Genomic DNA, 24,900 nt, shown 5'->3' on the forward strand with positions numbered 1-24,900 from the left:
AATGGCACTACGAGCTGCTCGACGCCGGGGCCGCGGCCAGTGCGCCGGCGGCGCGCTGCTTCGCCAGCGCGACGTACCAATCCAGACTGCCGGGATTCGCCATCGCCTCCTTGTTGACCACGCGCTCGATCGGTTGGCCCAGCAGCAGCTTCTTGATCGGCAGCTCCTGCTTCTTGCCCGACAGCGTGCGCGGGATCTCGTCCACCTGGAAGATGTCGTTCGGCAAGAAGCGTGGCGACAGCGAGGTCTTGATGGCGTTGTTGAGCTTGCCGCGCATCGTGTCGTCGAGCGCGACGCCGGGGCGCAGCACCACGAACAGCGGCATGTAGCTGTCGCGGCCGAGGTATTCGAGATCGACCACCATCGAGTCGAGCACCTCGGGCAGGCCTTCGACGGCGCTGTAGATCTCGCTGGTACCCATGCGCAGCCCCTGGCGATTGATGGTGGCGTCGCTGCGGCCGTAGATGATGCAGCCGCCGTCTTCGCCGATCCTGATCCAGTCGCCGTGGCGCCAGACGCCGGGATAGGTGTCGAAGTAGCTCGACAGGTAGCGCGCGTTGCCTTCGTCGCCCCAGAAGTAGAGCGGCATCGACGGAATGGCCTGGGTGCAGACCAGCTCGCCGACTTCGCCGATGACCGGCTGGCCCTGCTCATTCCACGCTTCGACCGCATGGCCAAGCTCACGGCACTGCATCTGGCCCGGCACTTCGGGCAGCTCGCGGTTGCCGCCGACGAAGGCGCCACAGAAGTCAGTGCCGCCGGAAATGTTGCACCACCACACTTCCTTCGAGCCTGCATCGAGGATCTGTTGCGTGCCCCAGCGCTGCACTTCTTCGGGCAGCGGCGAGCCGGTGCTGCCGAGGGCACGCACGCGCGACAGGTCGCCGCAATCCTTCGCGACGATGCCGGCCTTCATGCAGTTGGTGAAGTAGGCCGCACCCGCGCCGAAGAAGGTGACCTTGTGCCGCGCGACGAAGCGCCACAGCACGCTCCAGTCGGGCTTCTCCTTGCTGCCCGCGGGGTTGCCGTCGTAGATGCAGATGGTGGCGCCGAAGGCCAGTCCCGAGAGCTGCGAGTTCCACATCACCCAGCCGGTGGAGCTGTACCAGTGGTAGCGCTCGCCGAAGTTGTTGGCGCCGTAGCTCGCACCCACGTCGTTGTGCAGGCCGCAGGCGTGCATGGTGAGCAGGATGCCGCCCTGCCCGTGCACGATGGGCTTGGGCAGCCCGGTGGTGCCGCTCGAATAGACGATCCAGATCGGGTGGTCGAAGGGCAGCCACTCGGGTTCGAAGGCGGCCACTGCGGCATCGTTGCGCGCCATGGCCTCGGCCCAGTCGACATCATGTTCGACGGGGCTCGCGGCGAAGGGCGTTTTCACGAGCAGCAGCTTCTGCACGCTCGGCAGCTGGCCGCGCAGTTCCTGCAGCACCGCACTGCGGTCGAGCGGCTTGCCGCCGTAGTGCACGCCGTCGACCGCGATCAACACCTTGGGCTCGATCTGGCGGAAGCGGTCGCCCACGGCGGCCGTGCCCATGTCGGGCGCGCACACGCTCCAGACCGCACCGATGCTCGAGCAGGCGAGAAAGGCGACCATGGTTTCCGGCACGTTTGGCAGGTAGGCGGCCACGCGGTCGCCGCGCTGCACGCCGAGCGACTTCAGCGTGAGCGCCACCGCGCCGATCTGCCGGCGCAGCTCAGGCCATGACAGCTCGCGAACTTCGCCGAGTTCGTTGTCGCTGACGATGGCGAGCATGCCGGCGGCATGGGCTGCATCGGCGTGGCGCAGGATCTCGCGCGCGTAGTTGACCTGGGCGCCCGGAAACCATACGGCACCCGGCATCTTGCGGTCGGCCAGCACCGCGCTGTGCGGCGTCGGCGACTGGAGGCCGGCGTAGTCCCAGATGCTTTGCCAGAAGGCATCGAGATCGGTGACGGACCAGCGCCACAGCGCGTCGTAGCTGTCGAATGACAGGCCGCGCGTCTCGCGCAGCCAGTTTTGATAGAGGCGGATCTGGGGAATGTTGGGAGCGGGCATGAACCGAGCGTAGCCCTGCGAACGAGCATGCTCAATCGGGGTTGACCTCAGGGTTTGTACGTGTGTACAAGATTTTTGTACAAGCGTTCAATACGCGCCATGAATGCTCGCACCCCGCCCGCCAGGCGCAGCGCCCATCGGGCCGCCGCCGTAAGCGCCGAGGCCGCCCGGCCCGACCGCCGGCAGGCCATCCTGCTGGCGGCCGAGAAGCTGTTCGCACAGCACGGCTACCACGCCGTGACGATCCGCCAGATCGCCGAGGAGGCCGGCGTGCCGCTGGCCCTGGTGGGCTACTACTACGGCCAGAAGCACGAGCTTTTTCACGCCATCTTCGAACACTGGAGCCACACCATCAAGGCGCGGCTTGCAGGCCTCGCCGCGGTCGAGAACGACCCCGAAGACCCGCACACGCTGCCGCGCATCATCGAAGCCTTCACTGCCCCGGTGCTGGCCCTGCGCGCCAGCACCGAGGGCGAACACTACGCACTGCTGGTGGCGCGCGAGCTCTTTCACACCAACGAAGAGGCGGACCGCGTGCTGCGCGGCTACTTCGACCCGCTGGCCGAGGCATTCATCGACGCACTGCTCATCGCGCTGCCGCATGCCACGCGCGGCCAGGTCGCCTGGGGCTACCAGTTCGCGCTGGGAACGCTGCTGAGCCATCTGAACAGCACCCGCATCGAGCGCCTCTCGCATGGCGAGAACCAGCCGAGCGACCCGGCCGTGGCGCCGATGCTCGTGAACTTCATCGTCGGCGGCCTGCGTGCCGCGCTGCCGAAACCCAAGACCCCGCGCACACAAAAGACCATCCCCAGGAGACCCAAGCCATGATGAAACGACGCACCCTGCTGTCGGCGCTCGCAGCCGCATCGGCCACCGCCGCACTGCCCTCGCATGCGCAGCAGCCCCCTTCGAAGATCGTGTTCGGCTACACGGCCGTGACCGACTTCGCCTCGGTCTTCGTGGCGACCGAAGAGGGCTATTTCAAGAAGCGCAACCTCGATGTCGAGCTCAAGTTCATTCCGCTCAACTCGACCATTCCGGCGGCGCTGCAGTCGGACTCGCTCCACATCGGCGGGCCGACGCCTTCGGTGTTCCTGCAGGCGGTGGATGGCGGGCTCGACCTGGTGCTGGTGTCCGGCGGCGGCGTCACCTCCAAGACCTTCACCGGCTTTGGCCTGGTGGCGCGCGCGGGCTCGGGCATCCGCACGCCGCAGGACTGCGTGGGCAAGAAGATCGGCGTGCCCGGCCTCGGTGCCTTCCTGCACGTGACCTTCCGTGCCTGGCTCAAGGGCAGTGGCGTGGACTACCGCAAGGTGAGCTTCGTCGAGGCCTCGTTCCCGCAGCATGCCGATCTGCTGCGCGGCGGCTCGGTCGATGCGGTGGTGACGGCCGACCCGTTCATGAGCCGCATCACCGAGAGCGGCGCGGGCTATGTAGCCTCGTACTACGCCACCTTTCTGCCCGAAGGCAACCAGACCATCGTGCATGCCGCCAAGCGCGAGTGGGTGGCAAAGAACCCGGCCGCTGCGCGTGGCTTCCGCGAGGCGGTGGTCGAGGCCGCAGCCTTCATGCAGCAGCCGAAGAACGACGCCCGGATGCGCAGTGCGATCGGCAAGTACATCAAGCTGCCGCCGGAGGTGCTGGCCAAGGCCCAGATCTCGCCGCCCGGCGCGATCGTGAGCGAGAAGCAGGTCGGCTACTGGATCGATCTGATGAAAGACCAGGAAATGCTGAAGACCCCGCTCGAAGCCGCCAGGCTGATCGCCAAGTGATGCCGTTCCTGCGCTTCGACGGCGTGGCCATCTGCTTCGGCAGGCAGGAGATCCTCTCGCCCACCTCCTTCGACGTGGGGCGCGGCGAGTTCGTCTGCATCGTCGGCCCGAGCGGCTGCGGCAAGACCACGCTGCTGCGCGCGGCCAGCGGGCTGGCCACGGCCAGCGCCGGCGAGGTGCGGCGCAACGGCGTGCCCATGACCGGGCCTTCGCGCGAAGTGGCCTTCGTGTTCCAGGACTACGGCCGCGCGCTGCTGCCCTGGCGCACCGTCGAGGGCAACGTGAGCCTGGCACTCGAAGCCGCCGGCATTCCGGGCGCCGAGCGCCCGGCGCGCATCGCCGAAGTGCTGGCCAAGGTCGGCCTCGCGAAGCACGGGCACAAATTCCCGGTGCAGCTCTCGGGCGGCATGCAGCAGCGCGCCCAGATCGCGCGCTGCCTCGCGCAAAAGCCCGAGCTGATGATGATGGACGAGCCCTTCGGCGCGCTCGATGCGCTCACGCGCCAGAGCCTGCAGGATGAGCTCGCTCGACTGGTGCGCGACGACGGGCTGACGGTGCTGTTCGTCACGCACGACCTCGAGGAAGCGATCTACCTCGGCGACCGCGTGATCGCGCTGCAGGCCAACCCCGGCCCGGGCCGGCCGAGCCTGGCGCGGATGATCGACGTGCAGATCCCGCGCCCGCGCGACCAGCTGACGACCAAGGAACACCCCGAGTTCGTCAAGCTGCGCCGCGAGCTCTTCGCCTTCATCGAGCACGGCAATGATTAGGCACACCCCCAGGCTTCGCGCACTTCGTGTCGCTTCGCCCACCCCCTTGCAGGGGGCAACACCAGCGGCCCGGCGAAGCCGGTTCCGCGGTGTTCCTGGATTCGTCCGTCCTTTTGCACTGCCGCTGGCGCTGCTGGCTTTGTTCGAGTGGTACGCGCGGCGTGCGGCGGCACTGGGCAGCGATGCGCTCGCGCCGCCGAGCGCGGCAGCCAAGGCCTTCGTCGCGGCGGCCATGGATGGCTCGCTCTGGCAGGCCACCGGCTTCACGCTCGGCACCGCCGCGCTCGGGCTGTTGATCGGCGCCGGGCTCGGCGTGGGGCTTGGCATTGCGCTCGGGCTCTCGCGCCGCGCCGCGCGCCTGAGCTTTCTGTCGATCGAGGTGTTCCGCCCGGTGCCCTCGGTGGCGCTGATTCCGCTGGCGATGCTGATGTTCGGCTTCGGCGTGCGCATGGAGTTGTCGATCGTCGCCTTCGCCACCTTCTGGCCGATGCTGGTGCTGGTGCAGTCGGCGGTGCAGCAGGTCGAGCCGCGCCTGCTCGAAGTGAGCCGCGTGCTAGGCCTCTCGGCGCGCGAGCGGGCCTGGAAGATCGTGCTGCCCGCGATCGTGCCGCGGCTGTTCGTGGCATTGCGGCTTGGCGTCGCGGTCGCGCTGGTGGTGGCCGTGACCGTCGAGATCGCGGCCAACCCCAACGGCATGGGCTACGCAATGATGATCGCGCAGCAGAGCCTCGACCCGGCACTGATGCTGGCCTGGCTGGGCTGGATCGGCGTGGTCGGCTTCGCGGTCAATGTCGGCATGCTGCAGTTGCAACGCTTCGTGGCGCGCCGAATGGGAGTGCCGGCATGAACGGCCGCAAGAATCAGGCGGCGGGTTGGCTCGGCTCGGTCGGCGTGCTCGCCCTGCTGGTTGCGCTCTGGTGGGGCGCCAGCAATGCCGGCTGGGTCAGCCGCGTGTTCCTGCCGACGCCGCAGGCCACGCTGGCGAGCCTGGCGGACGGCCTCAATCTCTCCGGCACCGGCAATGGCGAGCTGCTGGCTTTCACGCAGGCCACGGTGCTGCGCATGCTGCAGGGCTGGCTGCTGGCATCGCTGTTCGGCGTGCTGCTGGGCGCGGCGATCGGTGTCTCACCGGCGGTGCGCGCCTGGGTGCAGCCGACACTGGAGTTCGTCCGCCCGCTGCCGGCCTCGGCACTGCTGCCGCTGGCGATTTCGATCTTCGGCCTGAACCCGGGCATGGTGCTGTTCGTGGTCGCCTTCGGCGCCATGTGGCCGGTGTTGCTGGCCACGGTGCATGGCTTTGCGGCGGTGGAGCCGCGCCTGTCGGAGGTGGCGCGCTGCCTGCAGATGTCGCGCGCAGCCTTCATCTGGAAGGTCGGCCTGCCGAACGCCCTGCCCGACATCCTGGCCGGCATGCGCCTGTCGATGACGATCTCGCTGATCGTCGCCGTGGTGGGCGAAATGATCGCCTCGCAAAGCGGCCTGGGCCAGGCCATCCTGCTCGCGGCGCGCGCGTTCCGTGCGAGCGACCTGTTCGCCGGCATCGTGCTGCTGGGCCTGATTGGCTTTGCCAGCAACGCACTGCTGGCCATCGCCGAAAAGAAGCTGCTGCGCTGGCAGCACCCCTGAACTCACAACACATTCCAAAGGAGCCCCCATGCCACGCAAGTTTGTCGATCTCTCGATCTTTCTCGAAAACGACGTGCTGTCCGACCCGCCCGCCTTCGCGCCGAAGATCCAGTACTTCACGCACGAGCAGACCTACGAGCAGATCGAGCCGTTCTTTCCCGGCCTGAAAAAGGAAGACCTGCCCGACGGCGAAGGCTGGGCGGTGGAGATGGTGCAGCTCTCCACCCACAACGGCACGCACCTCGATGCGCCCTACCACTTCCACTCGACCATGGACAAGGCGCTGGGCGACAAGAAGCCCGCGATCGCGATCCACGACGTGCCGCTCGAATGGTGCTTCCAGCCCGGCGTGAAGCTGGACTTCCGGCACTTCGCCGACGGCTACGTGGTGACGGCAGAAGACGTCGAGGCCGAGCTCAAGCGCATCGACCACACGCTCAAGCCGCTGGAGATCGTGGTGGTCAACACCCGCGCCGGTTCGCGCTACGGTCACTCCGATTTCGTCTCGGCCGGCGCGGGCATGGGCTACGAGGCGACGATGTATTTGCTGGAACGCGGCGTGCGCCTGACCGGCACCGACGCCTGGAGCTGGGACGCGCCCTTCGTGCACACCGCCAAGAAGTATGGCGAGACGCATGACGCGTCCCTCATCTGGGAAGGCCACAAGGCCGGCCGCGACATCGGCTACTGCCACCTCGAGAAGCTGCACAACCTGGAGGCGCTGCCGCCCTCGGGCTTCTTCATCAGCTGCTTCCCGCACAAGATCCGCGGTGCCTCGGCCGGCTGGACGCGCGCCGTCGCGATCTTCGATGACGCCTTGATGGCCTCGGTTTGACATGCCGGCGCTCAACCACACCCACGACCCCGCAGCACGCAGCTGGCTGGCCTCGGCCAATGCCGAGGGCTGCGACTTTCCAATCCAGAACCTGCCGCATGCGGTGTTTCGCCGCGCAGGCAGCAGCGAAGCCTTTCGCGGCGGCGTGGCGATCGGCGACCAGGTGCTCGACCTGGCGGCGCTGGCCGCCGGCGGGCAGCTCGACGGCCTCGCGCGCGACGCCGCACGCGCCGCCGCGCAGCCGGCGCTCAACGACTTCTTCGCGCAAGGCCCGGCCGCGTGGCAGGCTTTGCGCCACGCCCTGTTCGCGCTGCTGAAATCCGACGCACGCCACAACACCGACAGGGTGCGCCAATGCCTGGTGGCGCAAGCCGAGGTGGAATACGCCGTGCCCGCACGCATCGGCGACTACACCGACTTCTACACCTCGATCGACCATGCGCTGAACATCACGCGCATCTTCAACCCCGAGGGCGACGTCACGCCCAACTTCCGCTGGATCCCGATCGCGTACCACGGCCGCGTGTCGACCATCGGCGTGAGCGGCCAGCAGTTCCGCCGCCCGATGGGCCAGACCCTGGCGCCCGGCGCCGCATCGCCCACCTTCCACGCCTGCGCGCGGCTCGACTACGAGCTGGAACTCGGTATCTGGATCGGCCAGGGCAACGCGGCCGGCGAGCCGATTCCGCTCGCGCAGGCGGAGCAGCACATCTTCGGCATCTGCCTGCTGAACGACTGGTCGGCGCGCGACATCCAGTTCTGGGAGATGGCGCCGCTCGGCCCCTTCCTGGCCAAGAACTTCGCCACCACGGTCTCGCCGTGGATCGTGACGATGGAAGCGCTGGCGCCCTACCGCCAAGCCTGGACGCGGGCGGCCGGCGAGCCGCAGCCGCTCGCCTACCTCGACACCGAGGCCAACCGTGCCGAGGGGGCGATCGACATCCAGCTTGAGGTCTGGCTGGAGAGCGAGAAGGCGCGCGCCGAAGGCAGCGGCGCATCGCGCCTGTCGGCCACCAGCTTCCGGCACCAGTACTGGACACCGGCGCAGATGGTCGCGCACCACACGGTCGGCGGCTGCAGTCTGAATGCGGGCGACCTGTTCGGCAGCGGCACCATCTCCGGCCCCGGGCCGGGCGAGGCCGGCGCCATCATCGAACTGGCCCGCGCGGGCCAGTCACCGGTGACGCTGGCCAACGGCGAGCAACGCAGCTTTCTGGGGGACGGCGACGCAGTGATCCTGCGCGGCGCCTGCGCCAGACCCGGCGCGGCGCGCATCGGGTTTGGAGAGAGCCGGGGAACGGTGCTGCCGGCGCTGGGGTGACCGATACCGGCGCGTCGACGGCCATCCTGCAGGCGCAGATGCGCGAACAGGAACTCCAACGTGCCGCTGCGGCTTCTGTCAAGGATCCAGCCCATCCTTCTTCATTTCCGAGATGGCTAGACCCTTGTAGGCCGTGAAGAAAAACAGGCGCCACCGCCCTCCTTCCAACCGCCAACGGCTCAGGCAGGGGTCGCTGACGTCTTCGCGCTTGTACTTGCCGTCGACCTTTGGCAGCAGCAGCGCGGTATGGCGCAGCGACGCGCTGGCCGTGCCGTCCGGCATCATCTTGAGCTGCTTGATCTCCCACCGCAGATCCGTGTTCTTCACGTCGTACTCGAAGAACGCGCGCACGGCCTCCTTGCCCTTCATCCGCCCATAGAAGTCGCTGGCAGCCGTGAACCACACATCCTCGGTCATGAGCGCGAGCCAGGCCTTCACGTCGTGACGGTTCCATGCGGCCTCGAACCGGGCGATGGTGTCGCGGACGGCGGCCTCCGTCCCGCCCGATGACGCCTTCTTCGTTTGGGCTGGCGCGTCGGGGGGCCATGCGAGCACCAGGGCCGCACCACCCAGCGCGAGGAGGGCCCGGCGCCGCAGGCCGCTACCGCCGCGCAATAGCACCCGCCGGGATCGGTCGGCCACGAGGACAGGGACAGAAACCACGCTGAACCGGAGTTCGTTGAACGTCATGGCACCTCCTGTTGGAAGCGGAGGAAATTAGACGCCTCGCGGGTTCGCAACGCAAGCCAGCCAGGCGACCCCCCGCCCGGCCTCAGTTGCTGCGCGGCCCGCGTGCCGCGGGCTTTTTCGGCTTCTTGTCGCCGCCGCCGCCGTCGAACATCTGCTCCACCTTCTGACCGATGCGCGCGCCGATCGCGGTGCCGACGCCCGGCAGCACGGCACTGCCGACGGCGGCGCCGGCCAGCGCACCGCCGGTGAGTGACAGTTCCGGCGCGTCGACCGTGCCGCCCACCTTGAGCGGCACGCCGACCACGCCGTCGACCAGGTCGACCGCAGCTTGGCCGTCGAGCTTGCGGTTCACCATGGTGACGCTGCCGCTGGCGGTGAGCAGGCCCGAACGCGCCTTGAGGTCGCGATAGCGCATCACCACGCCGTCGTCGGTGTTCTGCGTTTCGAGCGTGCCGACGAGTTCGTCGAGCCGGGTCTGGCCACCGCGGCTGATGCCGGCGGTGACCACCGCCTTGGCCAGGTCGAAGCGCAGCAGCGTGGCAGGCCGCACCGTGAAGCGCGTGCGCGTGTGCAGCGCCCGCAACAGCGCGACGGGGTCGTCGGCTTCGGCATCGACTTCGGTGCGGCCCTCGATGCGGCCCTCGACCGGCGCGCGCCGCTTGAATGCGGCCGTGAGCAGCGCGATGTCGACGTTGCGCGGCGCCAGCTCGGCATGCAGGCGCAGGCGCTGATCAGGCAGGGTCTGCACGGTGGTGGTGCCGTTCCAGCTGCCGCCCGCCACCTCGATGTCGGTGCGCCAGCGGTCGGTGTCTGCTTCGCGCTTCAGCGCGAGGCGCGCCGGCGGCGTCACGTCGCGTCGCGCCACTTCGGCGTGGCGCGGCAGCCAGCCTGGATCGAAGTCGATGCGGCCGTCGTAAGCCAGCGCGATGCCGCGCCGGTCGATCCAGGTCAGGTCGCTGAAGCGGGCGTGTGCCACGGGCACCTCGTGCACCGTCCAGTTGCCGACCGGTTTATGCATGCCACCGCCACGGCCGCGAAACGCGCGCACTGATGCACGCGGCAGCACGGCACCGTCGATTTCGACGGTGTCGATTTGCACACGCCGCGCCAGCAGGGCCGACAGGTCGGCACGCAGCACCAGCCGTTGCACGGTGATCGGCTCCTTTTGGGCGGTGGCGACCTCGCTGAGCGTGATGGCGGGGCCGGGTCGCAGCGTCCAGTGCGCGGCGCCGACGCGCAGGCCGATGCCGGTGCGCTGCTCGAACTCGCTCGCAATGCGCGCGGCAAGCTCTTCATTGCTGGGCAGCCACCAGGCCAGGCCGGCGGCCAGCAGCACGACCACCGCCACCGCCGTGGCGGCGATGCCGGCGATCCATCGTTGTGGACGGGTCATGCGTCGAGCTTAGGGTCAGGGCGGTGTCGCCGATGTCGGCCGGCCGCCCGTTTGCACGGCGCGGGCTCGCTATAGTTTTGCACCTTCCCTGGCCTGGAGCCCCCGCATGCCCATCTGGCAAAAACCCGTCACGCTCGACCTCCTCAATTCGCGCAGCGCCGAGGGCGCAGTGGCCGTGCTCGGCATCGAGTTCACCGAGATCGGCGACGACTTCCTGCGCGCGCGCGTGCCGGTCGACGCGCGCACCGTGCAACCGTACGGCCTGCTGCACGGCGGCGTGTCGGTGCTGCTGGCCGAAACCCTGGGCGGGGCGGGCGCCTACTACGCCTCGCCCGAAGGGCAACGCGCCGTAGGCCTCGACAGCAATGCCAACCACTTGCGCGGCGCCATGGGCGGCTGGGTCACGGGCACCGCGCGGCCGGTGCACCGCGGCAGAACCACCCAGGTCTGGCAGATCGAGATGACCAACGAGGCCGGCGAGTTGACCTGCGTCTCGCGCCTCACGATGGCGATGCATCCGCAGCACACATAGCCGCCCGCACCCGCTTTCCCACAACTACAAAAGGAGAGTGCACATGACCGATTCCTACCTCCCCCGCTGGCGCGAGGTGCAGGCCACCAGCGGCAGCGTGGTCGCGCCCGACGAACGCCTGCCCTGGCCGCAGACCGCCGTGATGGGGGTGCAGCACGTGATCGCGATGTTCGGTGCCACGGTGCTGGCACCGATCCTGATGGGCTTCAACCCCAACATCGCAATCCTGATGAGCGGCGTCGGCACGCTGATCTTTTTCCTGGTCACGGGCGGGCGGGTGCCGAGCTATCTCGGGTCGAGCTTCGCGTTCATCGGCGTGGTGATCGCGGCCAGTGGCTATGCCGGGACGGGGCCGAACGCCAACATCGCAGTAGCGCTGGGCGGCATCGTGGCCTGCGGCGTGCTCTACGTGCTGATCGGCGCCATCGTGCAGATGGTCGGCACCGGCTGGATCGAGCGTTTCATGCCGCCGGTGGTCACGGGCGCGGTGGTCGCGGTGATCGGGCTCAACCTGGCAAGCATTCCGATCAAGAACATGGCGGCCAGCAATTTCGACGCGTGGATGCAGGCGGTCACGTTCCTCTGCGTCGGGCTGGTGGCGGTGTTTGCGCGCGGCATGCTGCAACGGCTGCTGATCCTGGTCGGCCTGATCCTCGCGAGCATCGTCTACGCGGTGCTCACCAACGGTCTGGGCCTGGGCAAGCCGATGGACTTGAGCGGCATTGCCAACGCGGCCTGGTTCGGCCTGCCGGCCTTCACGGCGCCGGTGTTCACCGGCAACGCGATGCTGCTGATCGCGCCGGTGGCGATCATCCTCGTGGCCGAGAACCTGGGCCACCTGAAAGCCGTGAACGCGATGACCGGCCGCAACCTCGACCGCTACATGGGCCGCGCCTTCATCGGCGACGGCATCGCCACGGTGGTGAGCGGTGCGGCGGGCGGCACCGGCGTGACCACCTATGCCGAGAACATCGGCGTGATGGCCGCCACGCGCATCTACTCGACCGCGGTGTTCGTGGTGGCCGCGCTGATCGCGCTGGTGCTGGGCTTCAGCCCCAAGTTCGGCGCAGTGATCCAGGCGATTCCGCTGCCGGTCATGGGCGGCGTGAGCATCGTGGTGTTCGGCCTGATCGCGATCGCGGGCGCCAAGATCTGGGTCGACAACAAGGTCGACTTCTCGCAGAACCGGAACCTGATCGTGGCCGCCATCACGCTGATCATCGGCACCGGCGACTTCACGCTGAAGTTCGGCCAGTTCGCGCTGGGCGGCATCGGCACCGCGACCTTTGGCGCGATCCTGCTGTGGGCGCTGCTCGGGCGCTCGCGCAACGCCTAGGGCGGGTTGCCCTGCGGCCCGACCGGCGGCGGCGCAGCGCGTCCGCTCGAACCGGGGGCCAGCTTGCGGCCGAACGCCTCGCCAACCCGGCGCGGGCCGGCGCTGGCGCGCTCGCTGCCGGTGGCGATGCCGCGGCGTGCCGCGTGGTCGGCGCGGTTGATGCTGCGGCCGGCAGTATCGGTGCCGCGCTTCACACTTTGCAGCGGCTTGCTTTGGCTGCCCGCCGGCGCCGGTTTGGCGTGATCGTCGGCAGCCTGCGCTGCCAGCGGCGACAGCACGAGCGCCGCCACGCACGCCACGAAAGCGCTGCGCATCATCGGTGCTCGGTTCATCATGCGGCCCTCGCGGTCTTGCGCGCACGCCCGGCCGGCGCGGCTTTCTTCGGCACTGCCTTCTTCGGCACAGCCTTCTTGCCCACCGCCTTTTTGGCGGCCGGCTTTGCGGCCGGCTTTGCGACCGCCTTGGCAGCGACGGGGCTTGCCTTCTTCGCTGCCGCCTTCTTCGCCGCGGGCTGGGGCGCTTCCACCATCACCGCGGCAGGCCTGGCCTTCACGACCTCGGCAACCGGTGGCGGCGGCGCGGCGGTCTTGGCGGCAGCGGCCTTGCCGGCGGCGCCGGCCGTCTTGGCGTCGCCGGGCAGCGTCTGGGTCAGCTCCATCAGCAGCCGGTGCTCGGCCAGCAGGTAGTCGCCGAGCTCGGTGAGGTCGGGCACGGCGCGGCGGCAGGCGATCAGGCCATAGTCCATGCGGCCGTTGTAGCTCTGCACGGTGATGTTGAGCGCCATGCCGTGGCTCGCGATCGACACCGGGTAGTAGCAGGTGACGAGCGCGCCGGCAAAGTACATCGGGAACGGCGCGCCGGCCACGTTGGAGATCGCCACATTGGCCGTTGGCGGCAGCAGGTTGACCAGGCCGGAACGCCCGATCATCGATGCCATGCCGGACATCAGCCAGGGCGCGCCGAAGGTCGGGAAGTCGTCCATGACCACCGCCTTGAACCGGCTCATCATCGACTTGGACGAGGTCGACGAGCTGTTGATCGCGCGCATGCGCTCGACCGGATCCTTGATGTCGGTCGCCAGGCTCACCAGGATGATGCTGGCCTGGTTGTTGGCCGTGGTGTCGCCCGCTTCGCGCAGGCTCACCGGCACGCCGGCCACCAGCGGCTTGTCGGGCAGCTCGTTGTTGTCGGCCAGGAAGTGGCGCATGGCGCCGGCCACGGTGGCCATGACCACGTCGTTGAGCGACACGCCGAAGTGCTTGGCGATGTGCTTGGTTTCGGCCAGCGAGATCGTGCGGCCGGCAAAGGTGCGCTGGTTGGTGATCGACACGTTCAACGAGGTGCGCGGCGCGAACAGGCTGAACTTCTTCGGCATCGCGCTGACCGACTTGCCGTCCGCGCCTTCGACCGGCTTGGCCAGCCCGCCGATGGCCTTGGCCAGTGCCGGCGCCATCTTGAAGAGCTTGACGTACTGCTGTGCGGTGTTGCGCAGCGCGGCCCCCGCGAGTTCGGCCATGCCGAGCTGGTATTCGTTGCGATGCGGACGCGTGCGCGGCGGCTTGACCACGCGGCCGGTCGGCTCCATGTCGAAGATCGCCTTGCCGACCTCGACGCCGGCCTGGCCGTCGATGCCGGCATGGTGCACCTTGGTGTAGAGGCCGACCTGGCCGCTCTTGAGCCCGTCGATGATGAAGAACTCCCAGAGCGGCCGGCTGCGGTCGAGCAGCGTGGAATGCAGGCGCGCCACGTACTGCTGCAGCTGGCGATTGGTGCCGGGGCTGGGCAGCGTGACGTGGCGCACGTGGTAGTCGATGTCGATGTCTTCGTCGTCGACCCACACCGGGTTCGACAGGTCGAACGGCATCAGCGCCAGCTTGCGCGTGAACACGTCGGCCAGGTGGATGCGCGACAGCAGGTAGGCCTTGGCGTCTTCGTAGAAGTCGCCCTCGTAGCCTTCGGGCAGGTCGAGCACGTTGAGCGAGCCGACGTGCATCGGCATCTCCGGCGTTTCGAGGTGAAGGAAGGTCGAATCGAGGCCGCTAAGGTGTTTCATGGTGTCTCCTCTGTCCGTGTCGCTTGAAGTTGTTCTGCCGCCCCGGTTTTCGCTCAGCGATCGGGGCTGGCCGCTGGATAAAGCGCGCGTTCCAGCCCGCGCGGGCTGAAATGTGTCCACCCGTCTTCGGCCTGCGCCAGCCGGTCGCCCAGCGCATAGAGCACCAGGGGGTGCACGCCCAGCCCGCTGTGGGTGGCGCCGCGGATCTCGATGTTGTCGGTGAGCGGGCCCTTTTTCTCGATGCAGCAGCCCCAGCCGACGATGCCGTCGGTGCGCGTGAAGATCGAGGTGGTGGGTACGCCCGGCGGCGGGCCTTCGCCGCGTTCGCCGGGGTCGATGGCGTTCTTGCCGCTCACCATCTGGTAGACGCCCCAGGCATTGCTGCTGGTATGGGGGTCGCCATAGATCGGGCTGCCGAGCGTGACGACCTGCCGCACCTGTCCGGGCACCTCGCGCGCCAGCTCGCGTGCGTACACGCCGCCCAGGCTCCAGCCGATCACGCTGACCTTGCGGCCGCTGCGCCCGTGCATTTCGGCCAGCGTCTTGCGCATCTGGCCGAGCACGCCCTGGCGCGGACCGAAGTTGCGGCCCTGGCCCCAACCCGTGACGTCGTAGCCGCGCGCGGCCAGAAAGCGGCGCAGCGGCACCGTGGAAATGTCGTCGGCCATCAGCCCCGGAAGCACCAGCACCGGATGGCCATCGCCGCGCGGCACGCGGGCCATCAGCCAGGGCATGGCGAGCGGCAGGCTCGACAACTCCCAGATCACACGGCCCTCGAGCAACAGCAGCAGCCTGGACGGACGGCTTTCGTCGGGCGTGTTCCGGAACAGGCCCTTGAAAGGCAGGACATCGGCGAGTTTCAAAAAAATAGCTCCCTGTGGATCTTTCGTGTGCGCCGGATTTTGTAAGGTTGAGCCCAAAAGTGGAGCACTACCGCGTCGCCGCCGCGACTAGGGTTTACCGCAGGCACGAAAGCGGTGCGCCTCAAATGCAACCCGATGCAAAGAGTGTTGTGCGGCGTCAGCGGCTGCGCCGTCCTGTGACGGGACCGGAAGCTGCGCCCGTTAGACTTGAGCGCTTTCCGCAAGACCTTTTCCATGGCCGATGCATCCGCCGCGCGCACCCGAGCGGTTTTCGAATTCAAGAGCGCGACGCTGCCGCTGATTGCGGTGATCCTCAAGACGGCCGACCTGGCCGTCCTGACCGAGGCGCTCGACGCCCAGCTGGCCGACTCTCCCGATTTCTTCGAGCAGGAGCCAGTGGTCATCGACCTCTCGCTGCTGCAGGGCGAGGGAGAAGCGGCCGTGCTCGACTTCGCCGCGCTGCGCGCCCTGCTGGCGCGGCACCAGACGCAGCCGATCGCCGTGCGCGGCGGCAATCCCGAACAAAACACCGCCGCCCGAGCCGCCGGCCTGGCGCTGGCCGCCATGCCGGTGTCGCCGCCGGCCCGCCCGCCGCCAGCCGCCGCCGAGGCAGCGAGCCCCGCTCCGCAGATCGTGCGCGAGGTGCCGGTGCCAGCCAACGGCACATTGCTGATCGACAAGCCGCTGCGCTCGGGCCAGCAGGTCTACGCCCGTGGCGGCGACGTGATCGTGACCGCGGTGGTGAGCTTCGGCGCCGAAGTGATCGCCGACGGCAACGTGCACGTCTACGCGCCGCTGCGTGGCAAGGCGATTGCGGGGGCCCGCGGCAACACCGAGGCGCGCATCTTCACGACCTGCCTCGAAGCGCAGCTGGTGGCGATTGCAGGCATCTACCGCACGGCCGAAGTGCCGCTCGGCCCCGACGTGGCCGGCAAGGCGGCGCAGATCAGCCTCGACGGCAAGAAACTCGTGATCGATCCGATCACATCAACAAAATAGAGAAGGACAGGCGATGGCCAAAATTGTGGTGGTGACCTCGGGCAAGGGCGGCGTCGGCAAGACGACCACGAGCGCGAGCTTCGCCTCGGGGCTTGCACTCGCGGGCAAGAAGACGGCGGTGATCGACTTCGACGTGGGCCTGCGCAACCTCGACCTGATCATGGGCTGCGAGCGCCGCGTGGTGTACGACCTGATCAACGTCATTCAAGGCGAGGCCAACCTGAACCAGGCGCTGATCAAGGACAAGCAGTGCGACAACCTGTTCGTGCTGGCCGCCTCGCAGACGCGCGACAAGGACGCGCTGACGCAGGACGGCGTCGAGAAGGTGCTGAAGGATCTGGCCGCGATGGACTTCGACTACATCGTCTGCGACTCGCCGGCCGGCATCGAAACCGGCGCGCTGATGGCGATGCACTTCGCCGACGAGGCGCTGGTCGTGACCAACCCCGAGGTCTCCTCGGTGCGCGACTCGGATCGCATCCTGGGCATGCTCAGCAGCAAGACCAAGCGCGCGATGGACGGCGGTGCGCCGATCAAGGAGCACCTGCTGATCACGCGCTACAACCCGAATCGCGTGGCCGGCGGCCAGATGCTGTCGCTCGAAGACATCCAGGACATCCTGCGCATCAAGCTGATCGGCGTGATCCCCGAGTCCGAAAGCGTGCTCAACGCCTCGAACCAGGGCGTGCCCGCCATCCACGACAAGGGCAGCGACGTGGCCGAAGCGTATGGCGACGTGGTGGCGCGCTTCCTCGGCGAAGACAAGCCCCTGCGCTTTGTCGAAGCGCAGAAGCCGGGCTTCTTCAAGCGCATGTTCGGGGGGAAGTAAACCATGTCCTTTCTCTCGTTCCTGCTCGGCGAAAAGAAAAAGACGGCGAGCGTCGCCAAGGAGCGGCTGCAGATCATCCTGGCGCACGAACGCTCGGGCCTCGGCAACAGCCGGCCGCCGGCCTACCTGGCCGACCTTCAGCGCGAGCTGGTGGCGGTGATCTCCAAGTACGTCTCGATCCGGCCGGAAGACATCAAGGTCAACCTGGAGCGCCAGGACGATCTCGAAGTGCTCGAGGTGAAGATCGAGTTGCCCGACGCGGTGGTGCCGGCACGCTGAGGCCGCGCCACGCCCGGCCATCGATCTGATCGCCGCCCACGCCCGCCCGCATTGCGCCGGCGGGCGTTTTCGTTGGCGCCCAGGGGTTGCGTGCGGCACAGTCCGGTGCGGGACAGCGGGAAACCCCGCAGCGAAATCTGCGCGGCGAAGCTCCCCGAATGCGCGGCGGCGGCGTATCGTGTCAGCCGCCCGATTCCACAACCCCAACCGAAAGCAAACATGGCCACCAGCAAGAAGACCGCTCCCAAGAAGACCGCCGCCGCTGCACCGACAGCAGCGCCGCGCGCGAACCCGGTGCAAGACATCCAGGAAGCGATGGCCAAGCCGTTCAAGGGCGTGACCGAGCGGCTGCAATCCCTGAACATCCCCGGCATCGCCGAGCGCTTCAAGGACATGAACGTCCAGGGAGCCGCCAGCGCGCTGCTCGACAACGGCCGCAAGGATCTGAAGGCGCTGGTCGAGGCCAACGAGAAGTCCTACAAGGGCCTGCAGGCCGTGGTGGCGCGGCAGACCGAAATGCTCAAGTCGTCCATCAGCGACTGGCAGGGTGCGGTTAAGGGCATGCCCGGCAAGAATCCGAAGGAAAACCTGGCCCAGCTCGACGAGATGGCCCGCGCCTCGTTCAAGCGCGCACTCGACGACATGAAGGAGCTAGCCGACCTGGCCGCCAAGTCGCAGGCCGACGCCTTCAACGTGGTGCGCGAGCGCATCAACGACAACGTGGAACAGGTCAGCAAGCTGCTGAAGCGCGGCGGTAAGTGAGCCAGGGCGTCGCCCGGGCCAACGGCGTCGAGCTGGCCTGGGACAGCTTCGGCGACCCGGGCGCCGTGCCGATGGTGCTGGTCATGGGCCTCGGCACCCAGATGATCGGCTGGGACGAGGTGTTCTGCGCCCATCTGGCCGCTGCCGGCGGCCTGCATGTGATCCGCTTCGACAACCGCGACATCGGGCTGTCGACCCAGTTCCCGCAGCTCGGCGTGCCCGACGTGCAGGCGCTGATGATGAAGGCCCTGGGCGGCCATCCGTTCACCGTTCCCTACACGCTGCGCGACATGGCCAACGACGTGGTCGGCCTGCTCGACGCACTGAAGCTGGAACGCGCGCACATCGTCGGCGCCTCGATGGGCGGCGCGATCGGGCAGGAGATGGCAATCCACCATGCCAGGCGAATGCTGTCGTTCACCAGCATCATGTCGTCGACCGGCGACCCGACGCTGCCGCCGCCCACGGCGGAAGCGATGGCCGTGCTGTTCACGCCGGCGCCTGCAACGCTCGAGGCTTTCATTCCGCACTACGCCAAGGTCTGGCGCGTGCTGCGCGGGCCGCACCCTTTCCCGGAAGACGAAGCGCGCGATGCCGAACGCGCGCGGGCCGTGTTCACGCGAGGACTCAACCCCGCGGGCACGGCGCGCCAGCTGGCGGCCATCTTTGCGTCCGGCAACCGCAAGGCGGCCCTGCGCGACACGCAGGTGCCGACGCTGGTGATCCACGGCGATGCCGATCCGCTGGTGCCGGTGCAGGCCGGCATCGACGTGGCCGCCGCGATCCCGGGCGCGAAGCTGCTGCGCCTGCCGACCATGGGGCACGCGTTGCCGGTGTCGCTGTGGCCGCAGCTGGTCGGCGCCATCGCCAATCATTCCCGGAAATCAATATCAGGAGAGAGACAAGCATGAGCAACGCCAACCCGCATCCGTGGACGTCCTCCTACCCCGCCGGGGTGCGCTGGGACGCACCCCTGCCCGCCACGCCCGTGCAGCAACTGCTCGACGATGCCGTGGCGAAGTGGCCCGATCGGCCGTTCCTCGACTTCATGGGCCGGCGCATCGGCTACCGCGAGTTCGGCACCCTGGTCGACCACGCGGCCAGCGGTTTCCAGAGGCTCGGCGTGAAGCCGGGCGTGCATGTGGGGCTCTACCTGCCGAACTCGCCGCACTACCCGATCGCGTTCTTCGGCATCCTCAAGGCCGGTGGCACCGTGGTCAATTACTCGCCGCTCGATGCCGAGCGCGTGCTCGAGCACAAGGTGGAAGACAGCGAGACCGACATCCTCGTCACGCTGGATCTGGCGGTGCTGTACCCGCAGATGGCGCGCCTGCTGGGCCATTCGCGCTTGAAGAAACTCATCGTCGGCACGCTCGGCGAGTACTCGGCCGCGCCGGCGCCGACGCGCGCGCACCTCGAAGCCGCGAAGATGCTGGCACCGGTGGCGAGCGACGACTTCCACATGTCGTTTGCGCAACTGCTCGACAACGACGGCAAGTACACGCCGCACGATATCGGCAACCCGGCCGAAGCCGTGGCGGCGCTGCAGTACACCGGCGGCACCACCGGACTGCCCAAGGGCGCCATGCTCACGCACGGCAACCTGACAGCGGCGTGCGGCCAGTATGTGGAAAGCCTTTCGGGGGACGACCCGATCGTGAAATTCGGCGAGGAGCGCGTGCTCGCGGTACTGCCGCTGTTCCACATCTACTCGCTCACGGTCAACATGCTGATGGGCATCCGGCTCGGCGCCGAGATCGTGCTGCACACGCGCTTCGAACTCGAGACCGTGATGAAGGAGTTCGAAGCCAAGAAGATCACCATGTTTGCCGGCGTGCCGACCATGTACACCGCCATCGCCAACCACCCGAAGGCCAAGGAGATCGACATGCGCTCGCTCAAGTCCTGCGGCTCGGGCGGTGCGCCGCTGCCGGTGGAGGTCGCCCACAAGTTCTTCGCCATGACGGGCTGCAACCTGAACGAAGGCTGGGGCATGACCGAGACCTCGCCGACCGGCAGCTTCACGCCAGCGCGCGGACGGCGCAAGGGAGGCTCCTGCGGCATGCCGCTGCCGGGCATCACGCTGTCGATGCGCAGCCTGGAGAACCCGGATCAAGAAGTGCCCCGCGGCGAACGCGGCGAGCTCTGCATCTCGGGTCCGAACGTGATGAAGGGCTACTGGCACAACGAGAAGGCGACGCGCGAAAGCATGACCAGCGACGGCTTCTTCCGCAGCGGCGACGTTGCGATCATGGACGACGACGGCTTCGTCTTCATCGTCGACCGCACCAAGGACATGCTGCTGTGCAGCGGCTTCAACGTCTACCCGCGCACGGTCGAAGAGGCGATCTACGAGCACCCTTCGGTGGAAGAGGTGTCGGTGATCGGCATTCCCGACGCCTACCGCGGCCAGTCGCCAAAGGCCTTCATCAAGCTCAAGGCCGGCGCCGAACCGTTGAGCCTCGATACGCTCAAGGTGTTTCTGAAAGACCGCCTCGGCAAGCACGAGATGGTGGGCGAGATCGACGTGCGCGCCGAGCTGCCCAAGACCGCGGTCGGCAAGCTGTCGAAGAAAGAGCTGTACGACGAGGAGAACGCCAAGCGTGCAGCGAGCAAGACGCCGGCCTGAGATCGGCAGCTAGAAAAAGAATGCGCCCGGCGTCACCGCACGAGGGTACATTGGGGAACATTCCAAGTTCCAGAACGGACAAGCAATGGCAGCAACTTCCCGCGCATACTCGGCGCCCTCCCAAAAGGAGACCGAGCAGGCCGCGCACCGCGAGCGTCTCCGGCAAGCATTGCCGGACACGGTCGACCGGCTCCAGCAACGCCACGCCGACCAGATCGATGCCAAAGACATCGAGGACTACGTCGCGCTCAACTGGCTCGAGTGGCACGGCGGTGGCCTGCGGCTCACCATCACCGGGCGCAACGTGCGCGCGCAGCTGGCGCCAACGGCGGTTTAGCCGCCGTTGCCCGCGGTCACTGGCCGGCGACGATCTGGACGATCAGTCCGGTCGTCAGGGCGGCCAGGACGTAGTCGCCACCCACTCCCACCCACTGATAGCCGCGCGGCGGCGCATTCAGGTGGTGGCCGCGCCAGTCGTTCACGACATAGTTGCGGCCGCGGTATTCGGTCGGCACACGGCCACCGCGACGCCATTCGGCACGCGGTGACGGAAAGCCGCTGCGATCCACGTGGCGGCCATCGCGAAAGTCCTGGCGGTCACCACGGTGGCCGAAGCGGTCATGGCGACCATCGCGGTCAAAGCGACCATCGCGGTCAAAGCGCCCATCGCGGTCAAAGCGGCCGTCGCGGTCATTGTGGTCATTGCGGAAGTCCTGGCGATCACCCCGCTGCTCGAAGCGGCCATCGCGATCCGGGCCGCGCGGCTGGAAGCGATCCTGGGCGAAGGCGCTGCCGACGCTCGCCAGCGCGAGGGTGGCGGCCACGATGGCAACGGTTCTGGACTTGATGTTCATGCTGAACTCCTTGGTTGGATGACGAGTTCAGTGTCGGCGGCGCGTGTATCGGACTGGCGCTGCGGAGGTGGCGGCAATGTAAAGCTGTGTCAGGGTCAGGTAGCCTTCAGGGTCGGTGTGTGCCGGCCGCATGGCTACTTAGCGGCCGGCAGAGGGTCGGCCAGGGCCTCCCCCGACAGCGGCAGGCCCGCCCTGGCGCCGAGCACCAGCTGCGCCTGGTGCTTGCCGGGGCGCGTGGGCACATAGCGCACCACGAGCCGGCAGGTCTGGTCGGCATCCAGCTCGCGCCCCTGACAGTCGTCTTCCACGCTGAACTGGGAGGCGGCGGCGCCCCCGAGCTGCGGGGCGGGCGGCGCCGCTGTGCGCGAGCCCGCGTTTTGCACCAATAGAACATAGGGCGGCACGCCCGGCGCCGCCGACAGCGCGATGTGGCCGAAATCGATGGGCGCCGGCGGCACCAGCGCCAACTCCGGTTTCTCGGTGAGGCGCAGCAGGCCCACCACGCCGAGCGCCCCGACCAGGCCGAGGCCGAACGCGACGCCGAGCTGGCCCAGCAGCGGGCGCTCGCCCCACGGCACCGCAGTGGCGTAGGCCGGTAGCGCCGGCGTCGGCGGCGGCAACCACGACGGATGACCTTGGCCAATGGTGGAATCGCTCGCGGCCACCCCAAACCCGGGTTGCGGCGCATCGCCCCAGCCTTCCGGGGGTGCCTCCGGCATCAGCCAGCCGAGGTGGTAGCGCGCCGATGCGGCCAGCTGCGGCTCGTCGGCCAGTTGCGCAAGCTTGAAGGCCTCGCGCAGCAGTTGCGCGGCGCGGGGCGGATAGCCCTGTGCCAACTCCAGCGTGCCGTGCTGGTGCAGCGCCCAGGCGCACTCGACCGGATCGCCGAGCGCCCTGGCCGCTTCAGCATGCCGCTCGAGCAGGTACCTGGCCGCATCCCAGCGCGTCGCCAGCGTGAGCGGCAAGTCCCAGGCGCGCCCGAGGGCGACCACATCGGCCAGCGCGTCGGCCTCGCGCGCCTGTGCCAGGGCGAGCCACAACAAGGGCATCACCAGCAACGCCGGAGCCGCCGAGGACGACTGTTGCGCGATATGGCGGCCCAGGCGAACCAGCCCTGCGGTGCGACGGTGCCGCACCAGCGCCGGTGGCGCCTGCAGCGCCGGCACGGCATGCGGCAGCAGACGCAGCTGATCGTCGTCTTCGTAGATCCAGCCCGCGTCGCAGAGGCGCAGCACCAGTGCGTGCGCATCGGGTTTGCCGCAAAGCTCGGCCAGCACGGTGGCTGGCACCGGGTAGGGGCTGAAGGCGGCCAGCGTGTCGAGCACGGCGCGGGCATCGGCGCCGAGCATGGCGAGCGCAGCCGGACTGGTGCGCGACGGCAGGCCTGGCAGTTCGGCCCGGACCACCGACCCGGGCGGCGCGCTGCGCGCGAGCTGTTCGGGGTTGCCGCCCAAGGCCTGGCAACGCTCGAGCGCTTCGCCGAAACTGGCGCCCGACAGCGGCCCTCCGCGCAGCTGCTCGAGCAAGGTCATTGCATAGCTCGTGGGCAGCCCGCCCAGCGCGATGGGCGTGGCTTCGCGCTGCAGCGTCGGCACGCTGGTGGTCATCAACACGGCGCAGTCGGGCGCGATGTCGCGCAATTGCTCGACCGCGCGGTCGTCCAGCGCGGCGTCGTCCGCCAGCAGCAGCACGCGTTTGGCGGCCAGACGTGCGCGCAACTCGACTCGGGCGGGGCGGCAGCGCGCATCGACGCTGTAAAACGCGTCGAACAGCGACTGCAACAGGTCGAAGCCGCCCAGCATGCCGTCCGGAACGCACACCACGCCGTCGCCGAAGAGCGTTCCGGCCTGTGCGCCGGTGTGGCGCAGCAGCCACGTCTTGCCGCTACCGGCCTCGCCCGTTACCTCGACTGCCGACAGGCCGGCCTGCAACGAGCCAAGAATGACGCCGGTGATTTCTTCGCGATCCAGGAACCCGGCGGGCGTCCGCGGCTTGCTGCGGTGTTCCGCGCCGCGCTCGGCCACGTCGCGGCCGGCGAGCGAAACGTGCACCCGCTCGGCATTGCCGGCCAGCAGCACGCCGCGCTGGTGCTCGACACGGAAATGGTTGGCGCCTTCGATGTGGGCGCGGGACGAAGCAACGCGCTGCATGAGATTCCTCCTGGGAATCCTTGCGCGCTACGGGCGCGCCCCGGCTGGTCGCACTCCCCTTTTTTCGGGATCCACTGTAGTCCGAAAGTTCTCAGACTGCAGCAATAAAGTGGACGCTAGGGTTATGTGGCCGGCTTGTCGCTCGGAGCCTTGATGTTGTCGCGCAGTTGCGGGCTCAACGGCAGGCCGATCGCCTGGTTCTTCGGCGGGATCGGGCCCATGAACCACTTGTTGTAGAGCTTCTCGAACTCGCCCGACTTCATCATGCCGGTGATGACGCCGTCGACCAGCGCCTTGAACTGCGGGTCGTCCTTCGGCAGCATGCAGGCGTAGGGCTCGACCTGCAGCGACTCGCCGACCACTTCGAGCTCGTTCGGCGCCTTGGCGTTCGACTTGAGGCCGAACAGCAGGATGTCGTCCATCGCAAAAGCAGTGGCACGGTCGCTCTCCACCAGCAGCAGCGCATCGGCATGGTCCTTGGCCGACACGATGTCGATGTCGAGCTTCTTGTCCTCGTTGTACTTGCGCACCACCAGCATGTTGGTGGTGCCCGCGGTGATCGCGACCTTCTTGCCCTTGAGGTCGGCGTAGTCCTTGACGCCCGCGGTCTTCTTCACGAGCAGCCGGGTGCCGGTGTAGAAGTGATTGACGGCGAAGGCCACGTCCTTGGCGCGCGCGGTGTTGTTGGTGGTAGAGCCGCACTCCAGGTCGATCGTGCCGTTGCTGATCAGCGGGATGCGGTTCTGCGAGGTCACGGCCATCAGGCCGACCTCGAGGCTCGGCTTGTTGAGCTTCTTGCGAACCTCTGCCACGACCGCATTGGCGATGTCGACCGAGAACCCGATCGGCTTGTCGGGGCCGTCGAGGTAGCTGAACGGCACCGACGACTCGCGGTAGGCCAGCGTGATCTTGTTGGCCGCGGCGATTTTCGCCAGCGTGTCGGCGGCCTGGGCGCCACCTGCGAGGCCGAGCAACAGCAGGGCGGAGGTCACAGCAGAAAACTTCATGTCGAAAATTCCTTTCGCTTCGGTATGAAACGGAACGCAACGAGCGGTCAGTCTAGGAGCGGCGGGGCCATGGTGATCCCCTCCTTTTCCCGAACGCCCGTAAAGTTGGCGCAGTGCTTGCGGCCAACGCAAGAACGACACCAGCCCTTATCCCTCCTCCCC

25 protein-coding genes are annotated in these 24,900 nt (G+C 68.1%); 16 read left to right on the forward strand and 9 right to left on the reverse strand.

Translation table 11 applies throughout. The annotated features are described in order from the left end of the window. Positions 1–7: 7 nt before the first annotated feature. Complete coding sequence (locus tag ACSFA8_RS06735; protein WP_435478727.1) at positions 8–2,035, reverse strand: acetoacetate--CoA ligase; 2,028 nt, start codon at positions 2,033–2,035, stop codon at positions 8–10. Positions 2,036–2,134: 99 nt separating this feature from the next. Here ACSFA8_RS06735 and ACSFA8_RS06740 point away from each other — a divergent pair, with 99 nt between their 5' ends. From ACSFA8_RS06740 to fahA, 7 genes are read left to right on the forward strand one after another with little or no spacing between them, the layout of a single operon-like run. Next, on the forward strand, positions 2,135–2,866 hold the full coding sequence (locus tag ACSFA8_RS06740) for a TetR/AcrR family transcriptional regulator (RefSeq protein WP_435478728.1): 732 nt from the start codon (positions 2,135–2,137) through the stop codon (positions 2,864–2,866). Further along, positions 2,863–3,810 (forward strand): ABC transporter substrate-binding protein, encoded by a 948-nt coding sequence (locus ACSFA8_RS06745; RefSeq protein ID WP_435478729.1) that lies wholly within the window; start codon positions 2,863–2,865, stop codon positions 3,808–3,810. Before ACSFA8_RS06740 ends, ACSFA8_RS06745 begins: the two co-directional genes overlap by 4 nt. After that, positions 3,810–4,580, forward strand: a complete 771-nt coding sequence (locus ACSFA8_RS06750) for an ABC transporter ATP-binding protein (RefSeq protein WP_435478730.1) — start codon at positions 3,810–3,812, stop codon at positions 4,578–4,580. The genes ACSFA8_RS06745 and ACSFA8_RS06750 overlap by 1 nt, the downstream gene beginning before the upstream one ends. Further along, on the forward strand, positions 4,573–5,427 hold the full coding sequence (locus ACSFA8_RS06755) for an ABC transporter permease (protein WP_435478731.1): 855 nt from the start codon (positions 4,573–4,575) through the stop codon (positions 5,425–5,427). The genes ACSFA8_RS06750 and ACSFA8_RS06755 overlap by 8 nt, the downstream gene beginning before the upstream one ends. Then, complete coding sequence (locus ACSFA8_RS06760; RefSeq protein ID WP_435478732.1) at positions 5,424–6,206, forward strand: ABC transporter permease; 783 nt, start codon at positions 5,424–5,426, stop codon at positions 6,204–6,206. Before ACSFA8_RS06755 ends, ACSFA8_RS06760 begins: the two co-directional genes overlap by 4 nt. A 28-nt stretch (positions 6,207–6,234) precedes the next feature. Continuing rightward, positions 6,235–7,041, forward strand: a complete 807-nt coding sequence (locus ACSFA8_RS06765) for a cyclase family protein (RefSeq protein WP_435478733.1) — start codon at positions 6,235–6,237, stop codon at positions 7,039–7,041. 1 nt (position 7,042) lies between these two features. Further along, positions 7,043–8,362 carry a fumarylacetoacetase gene (fahA, locus tag ACSFA8_RS06770; protein WP_435478734.1) on the forward strand — a complete coding sequence of 440 codons (1,320 nt, stop codon included), beginning with the start codon at positions 7,043–7,045 and terminating at the stop codon, positions 8,360–8,362. Positions 8,363–8,440: 78 nt separating this feature from the next. On the opposite strand, the gene ACSFA8_RS06775 is transcribed toward fahA, so the two are convergent. Further along, a complete protein-coding gene (locus ACSFA8_RS06775; RefSeq protein ID WP_435478735.1) occupies positions 8,441–9,052 on the reverse strand; it encodes a nuclear transport factor 2 family protein in 612 nt (203 codons plus the stop codon). Between the two features lie 82 nt (positions 9,053–9,134). Then, complete coding sequence (locus ACSFA8_RS06780; RefSeq protein WP_435478736.1) at positions 9,135–10,445, reverse strand: AsmA family protein; 1,311 nt, start codon at positions 10,443–10,445, stop codon at positions 9,135–9,137. Between the two features lie 106 nt (positions 10,446–10,551). Here ACSFA8_RS06780 and ACSFA8_RS06785 point away from each other — a divergent pair, with 106 nt between their 5' ends. After that, on the forward strand, positions 10,552–10,977 hold the full coding sequence (locus tag ACSFA8_RS06785; protein ID WP_435478737.1) for a hotdog fold thioesterase: 426 nt from the start codon (positions 10,552–10,554) through the stop codon (positions 10,975–10,977). A gap of 43 nt (positions 10,978–11,020) precedes the next feature. Continuing rightward, positions 11,021–12,313 (forward strand): solute carrier family 23 protein, encoded by a 1,293-nt coding sequence (locus tag ACSFA8_RS06790; RefSeq protein ID WP_435478738.1) that lies wholly within the window; start codon positions 11,021–11,023, stop codon positions 12,311–12,313. Here the strand turns inward: ACSFA8_RS06790 and ACSFA8_RS06795 are convergent. From ACSFA8_RS06795 to ACSFA8_RS06805, 3 genes are read right to left on the reverse strand one after another with little or no spacing between them, the layout of a single operon-like run. Continuing rightward, on the reverse strand, positions 12,310–12,648 hold the full coding sequence (locus ACSFA8_RS06795) for a hypothetical protein (RefSeq protein ID WP_435478739.1): 339 nt from the start codon (positions 12,646–12,648) through the stop codon (positions 12,310–12,312). The genes ACSFA8_RS06790 and ACSFA8_RS06795 overlap by 4 nt on opposite strands. Then, entirely contained in the window at positions 12,645–14,366 is a 1,722-nt protein-coding gene (locus ACSFA8_RS06800; RefSeq protein WP_435478740.1) for a WS/DGAT/MGAT family O-acyltransferase, read from the reverse strand. Before ACSFA8_RS06800 ends, ACSFA8_RS06795 begins: the two co-directional genes overlap by 4 nt. Before the next feature lie 53 nt (positions 14,367–14,419). Further along, positions 14,420–15,229 (reverse strand): esterase/lipase family protein, encoded by an 810-nt coding sequence (locus ACSFA8_RS06805; RefSeq protein WP_435478741.1) that lies wholly within the window; start codon positions 15,227–15,229, stop codon positions 14,420–14,422. Between the two features lie 234 nt (positions 15,230–15,463). Here ACSFA8_RS06805 and minC point away from each other — a divergent pair, with 234 nt between their 5' ends. The 7 genes from minC (at position 15,464) to ACSFA8_RS06840 (ending at position 21,064) form a co-directional block, all read left to right on the forward strand. Further along, positions 15,464–16,228 carry a septum site-determining protein MinC gene (gene minC / locus ACSFA8_RS06810; protein ID WP_435478742.1) on the forward strand — a complete coding sequence of 255 codons (765 nt, stop codon included), beginning with the start codon at positions 15,464–15,466 and terminating at the stop codon, positions 16,226–16,228. Between the two features lie 13 nt (positions 16,229–16,241). Next, complete coding sequence (minD, locus tag ACSFA8_RS06815; protein WP_435478743.1) at positions 16,242–17,057, forward strand: septum site-determining protein MinD; 816 nt, start codon at positions 16,242–16,244, stop codon at positions 17,055–17,057. A gap of 3 nt (positions 17,058–17,060) precedes the next feature. Next, positions 17,061–17,336: a cell division topological specificity factor MinE gene (minE, locus tag ACSFA8_RS06820; RefSeq protein ID WP_286540557.1), complete on the forward strand. Its 276-nt coding sequence runs from the start codon at positions 17,061–17,063 to the stop codon at positions 17,334–17,336. A gap of 219 nt (positions 17,337–17,555) precedes the next feature. Next, the gene (phaP, locus tag ACSFA8_RS06825) at positions 17,556–18,098 is read left to right on the forward strand and encodes a TIGR01841 family phasin (RefSeq protein ID WP_435478744.1); all 543 of its coding nucleotides are present in this window, start codon (positions 17,556–17,558) and stop codon (positions 18,096–18,098) included. Next, entirely contained in the window at positions 18,095–19,009 is a 915-nt protein-coding gene (locus ACSFA8_RS06830) for an alpha/beta fold hydrolase (protein ID WP_435478745.1), read from the forward strand. Before phaP ends, ACSFA8_RS06830 begins: the two co-directional genes overlap by 4 nt. Beyond that, complete coding sequence (locus ACSFA8_RS06835; protein WP_435478746.1) at positions 19,006–20,727, forward strand: long-chain-fatty-acid--CoA ligase; 1,722 nt, start codon at positions 19,006–19,008, stop codon at positions 20,725–20,727. The genes ACSFA8_RS06830 and ACSFA8_RS06835 overlap by 4 nt, the downstream gene beginning before the upstream one ends. Before the next feature lie 85 nt (positions 20,728–20,812). Further along, entirely contained in the window at positions 20,813–21,064 is a 252-nt protein-coding gene (locus tag ACSFA8_RS06840) for a hypothetical protein (RefSeq protein WP_435478747.1), read from the forward strand. 16 nt (positions 21,065–21,080) lie between these two features. Here the strand turns inward: ACSFA8_RS06840 and ACSFA8_RS06845 are convergent, their stop codons facing one another. The 3 genes from ACSFA8_RS06845 to ACSFA8_RS06855 form a co-directional block, all read right to left on the reverse strand. Beyond that, positions 21,081–21,581, reverse strand: a complete 501-nt coding sequence (locus ACSFA8_RS06845; RefSeq protein WP_435478748.1) for an RcnB family protein — start codon at positions 21,579–21,581, stop codon at positions 21,081–21,083. Between the two features lie 134 nt (positions 21,582–21,715). Then, on the reverse strand, positions 21,716–23,731 hold the full coding sequence (locus ACSFA8_RS06850; protein WP_435478749.1) for a tetratricopeptide repeat protein: 2,016 nt from the start codon (positions 23,729–23,731) through the stop codon (positions 21,716–21,718). Between the two features lie 122 nt (positions 23,732–23,853). Continuing rightward, positions 23,854–24,738 (reverse strand): transporter substrate-binding domain-containing protein, encoded by an 885-nt coding sequence (locus tag ACSFA8_RS06855; RefSeq protein WP_435478750.1) that lies wholly within the window; start codon positions 24,736–24,738, stop codon positions 23,854–23,856. Positions 24,739–24,900: the final 162 nt, after the last annotated feature.

The sequence above is a fragment of the Variovorax nitratireducens genome (genome assembly GCF_051216545.1).
Classification (GTDB): domain Bacteria; phylum Pseudomonadota; class Gammaproteobacteria; order Burkholderiales; family Burkholderiaceae_C; genus Variovorax.

Bases quoted from the DNA above. Each gene is read 5' to 3' on its own strand.
- ACSFA8_RS06785 (WP_435478737.1), top strand. From the start codon at position 10,552: ATGCCCATCTGGCAAAAACCCGTCACGCTCGACCTCCTCAATTCGCGC.
- ACSFA8_RS06850 (WP_435478749.1), bottom strand. From the start codon at position 23,731: ATGCAGCGCGTTGCTTCGTCCCGCGCCCACATCGAAGGCGCCAACCAT.
- minD (WP_435478743.1), top strand. From the start codon at position 16,242: ATGGCCAAAATTGTGGTGGTGACCTCGGGCAAGGGCGGCGTCGGCAAG.
- ACSFA8_RS06840 (WP_435478747.1), top strand. From the start codon at position 20,813: ATGGCAGCAACTTCCCGCGCATACTCGGCGCCCTCCCAAAAGGAGACC.
- ACSFA8_RS06740 (WP_435478728.1), top strand. From the start codon at position 2,135: ATGAATGCTCGCACCCCGCCCGCCAGGCGCAGCGCCCATCGGGCCGCC.
- ACSFA8_RS06750 (WP_435478730.1), top strand. From the start codon at position 3,810: ATGCCGTTCCTGCGCTTCGACGGCGTGGCCATCTGCTTCGGCAGGCAG.
- ACSFA8_RS06835 (WP_435478746.1), top strand. From the start codon at position 19,006: ATGAGCAACGCCAACCCGCATCCGTGGACGTCCTCCTACCCCGCCGGG.
- phaP (WP_435478744.1), top strand. From the start codon at position 17,556: ATGGCCACCAGCAAGAAGACCGCTCCCAAGAAGACCGCCGCCGCTGCA.
- ACSFA8_RS06755 (WP_435478731.1), top strand. From the start codon at position 4,573: ATGATTAGGCACACCCCCAGGCTTCGCGCACTTCGTGTCGCTTCGCCC.
- ACSFA8_RS06855 (WP_435478750.1), bottom strand. From the start codon at position 24,738: ATGAAGTTTTCTGCTGTGACCTCCGCCCTGCTGTTGCTCGGCCTCGCA.
- ACSFA8_RS06765 (WP_435478733.1), top strand. From the start codon at position 6,235: ATGCCACGCAAGTTTGTCGATCTCTCGATCTTTCTCGAAAACGACGTG.
- ACSFA8_RS06780 (WP_435478736.1), bottom strand. From the start codon at position 10,445: ATGACCCGTCCACAACGATGGATCGCCGGCATCGCCGCCACGGCGGTG.
- ACSFA8_RS06735 (WP_435478727.1), bottom strand. From the start codon at position 2,035: ATGCCCGCTCCCAACATTCCCCAGATCCGCCTCTATCAAAACTGGCTG.
- minC (WP_435478742.1), top strand. From the start codon at position 15,464: ATGGCCGATGCATCCGCCGCGCGCACCCGAGCGGTTTTCGAATTCAAG.
- ACSFA8_RS06795 (WP_435478739.1), bottom strand. From the start codon at position 12,648: ATGATGAACCGAGCACCGATGATGCGCAGCGCTTTCGTGGCGTGCGTG.
- ACSFA8_RS06745 (WP_435478729.1), top strand. From the start codon at position 2,863: ATGATGAAACGACGCACCCTGCTGTCGGCGCTCGCAGCCGCATCGGCC.
- ACSFA8_RS06790 (WP_435478738.1), top strand. From the start codon at position 11,021: ATGACCGATTCCTACCTCCCCCGCTGGCGCGAGGTGCAGGCCACCAGC.
- minE (WP_286540557.1), top strand. From the start codon at position 17,061: ATGTCCTTTCTCTCGTTCCTGCTCGGCGAAAAGAAAAAGACGGCGAGC.
- fahA (WP_435478734.1), top strand. From the start codon at position 7,043: ATGCCGGCGCTCAACCACACCCACGACCCCGCAGCACGCAGCTGGCTG.
- ACSFA8_RS06775 (WP_435478735.1), bottom strand. From the start codon at position 9,052: ATGACGTTCAACGAACTCCGGTTCAGCGTGGTTTCTGTCCCTGTCCTC.
- ACSFA8_RS06845 (WP_435478748.1), bottom strand. From the start codon at position 21,581: ATGAACATCAAGTCCAGAACCGTTGCCATCGTGGCCGCCACCCTCGCG.
- ACSFA8_RS06800 (WP_435478740.1), bottom strand. From the start codon at position 14,366: ATGAAACACCTTAGCGGCCTCGATTCGACCTTCCTTCACCTCGAAACG.
- ACSFA8_RS06760 (WP_435478732.1), top strand. From the start codon at position 5,424: ATGAACGGCCGCAAGAATCAGGCGGCGGGTTGGCTCGGCTCGGTCGGC.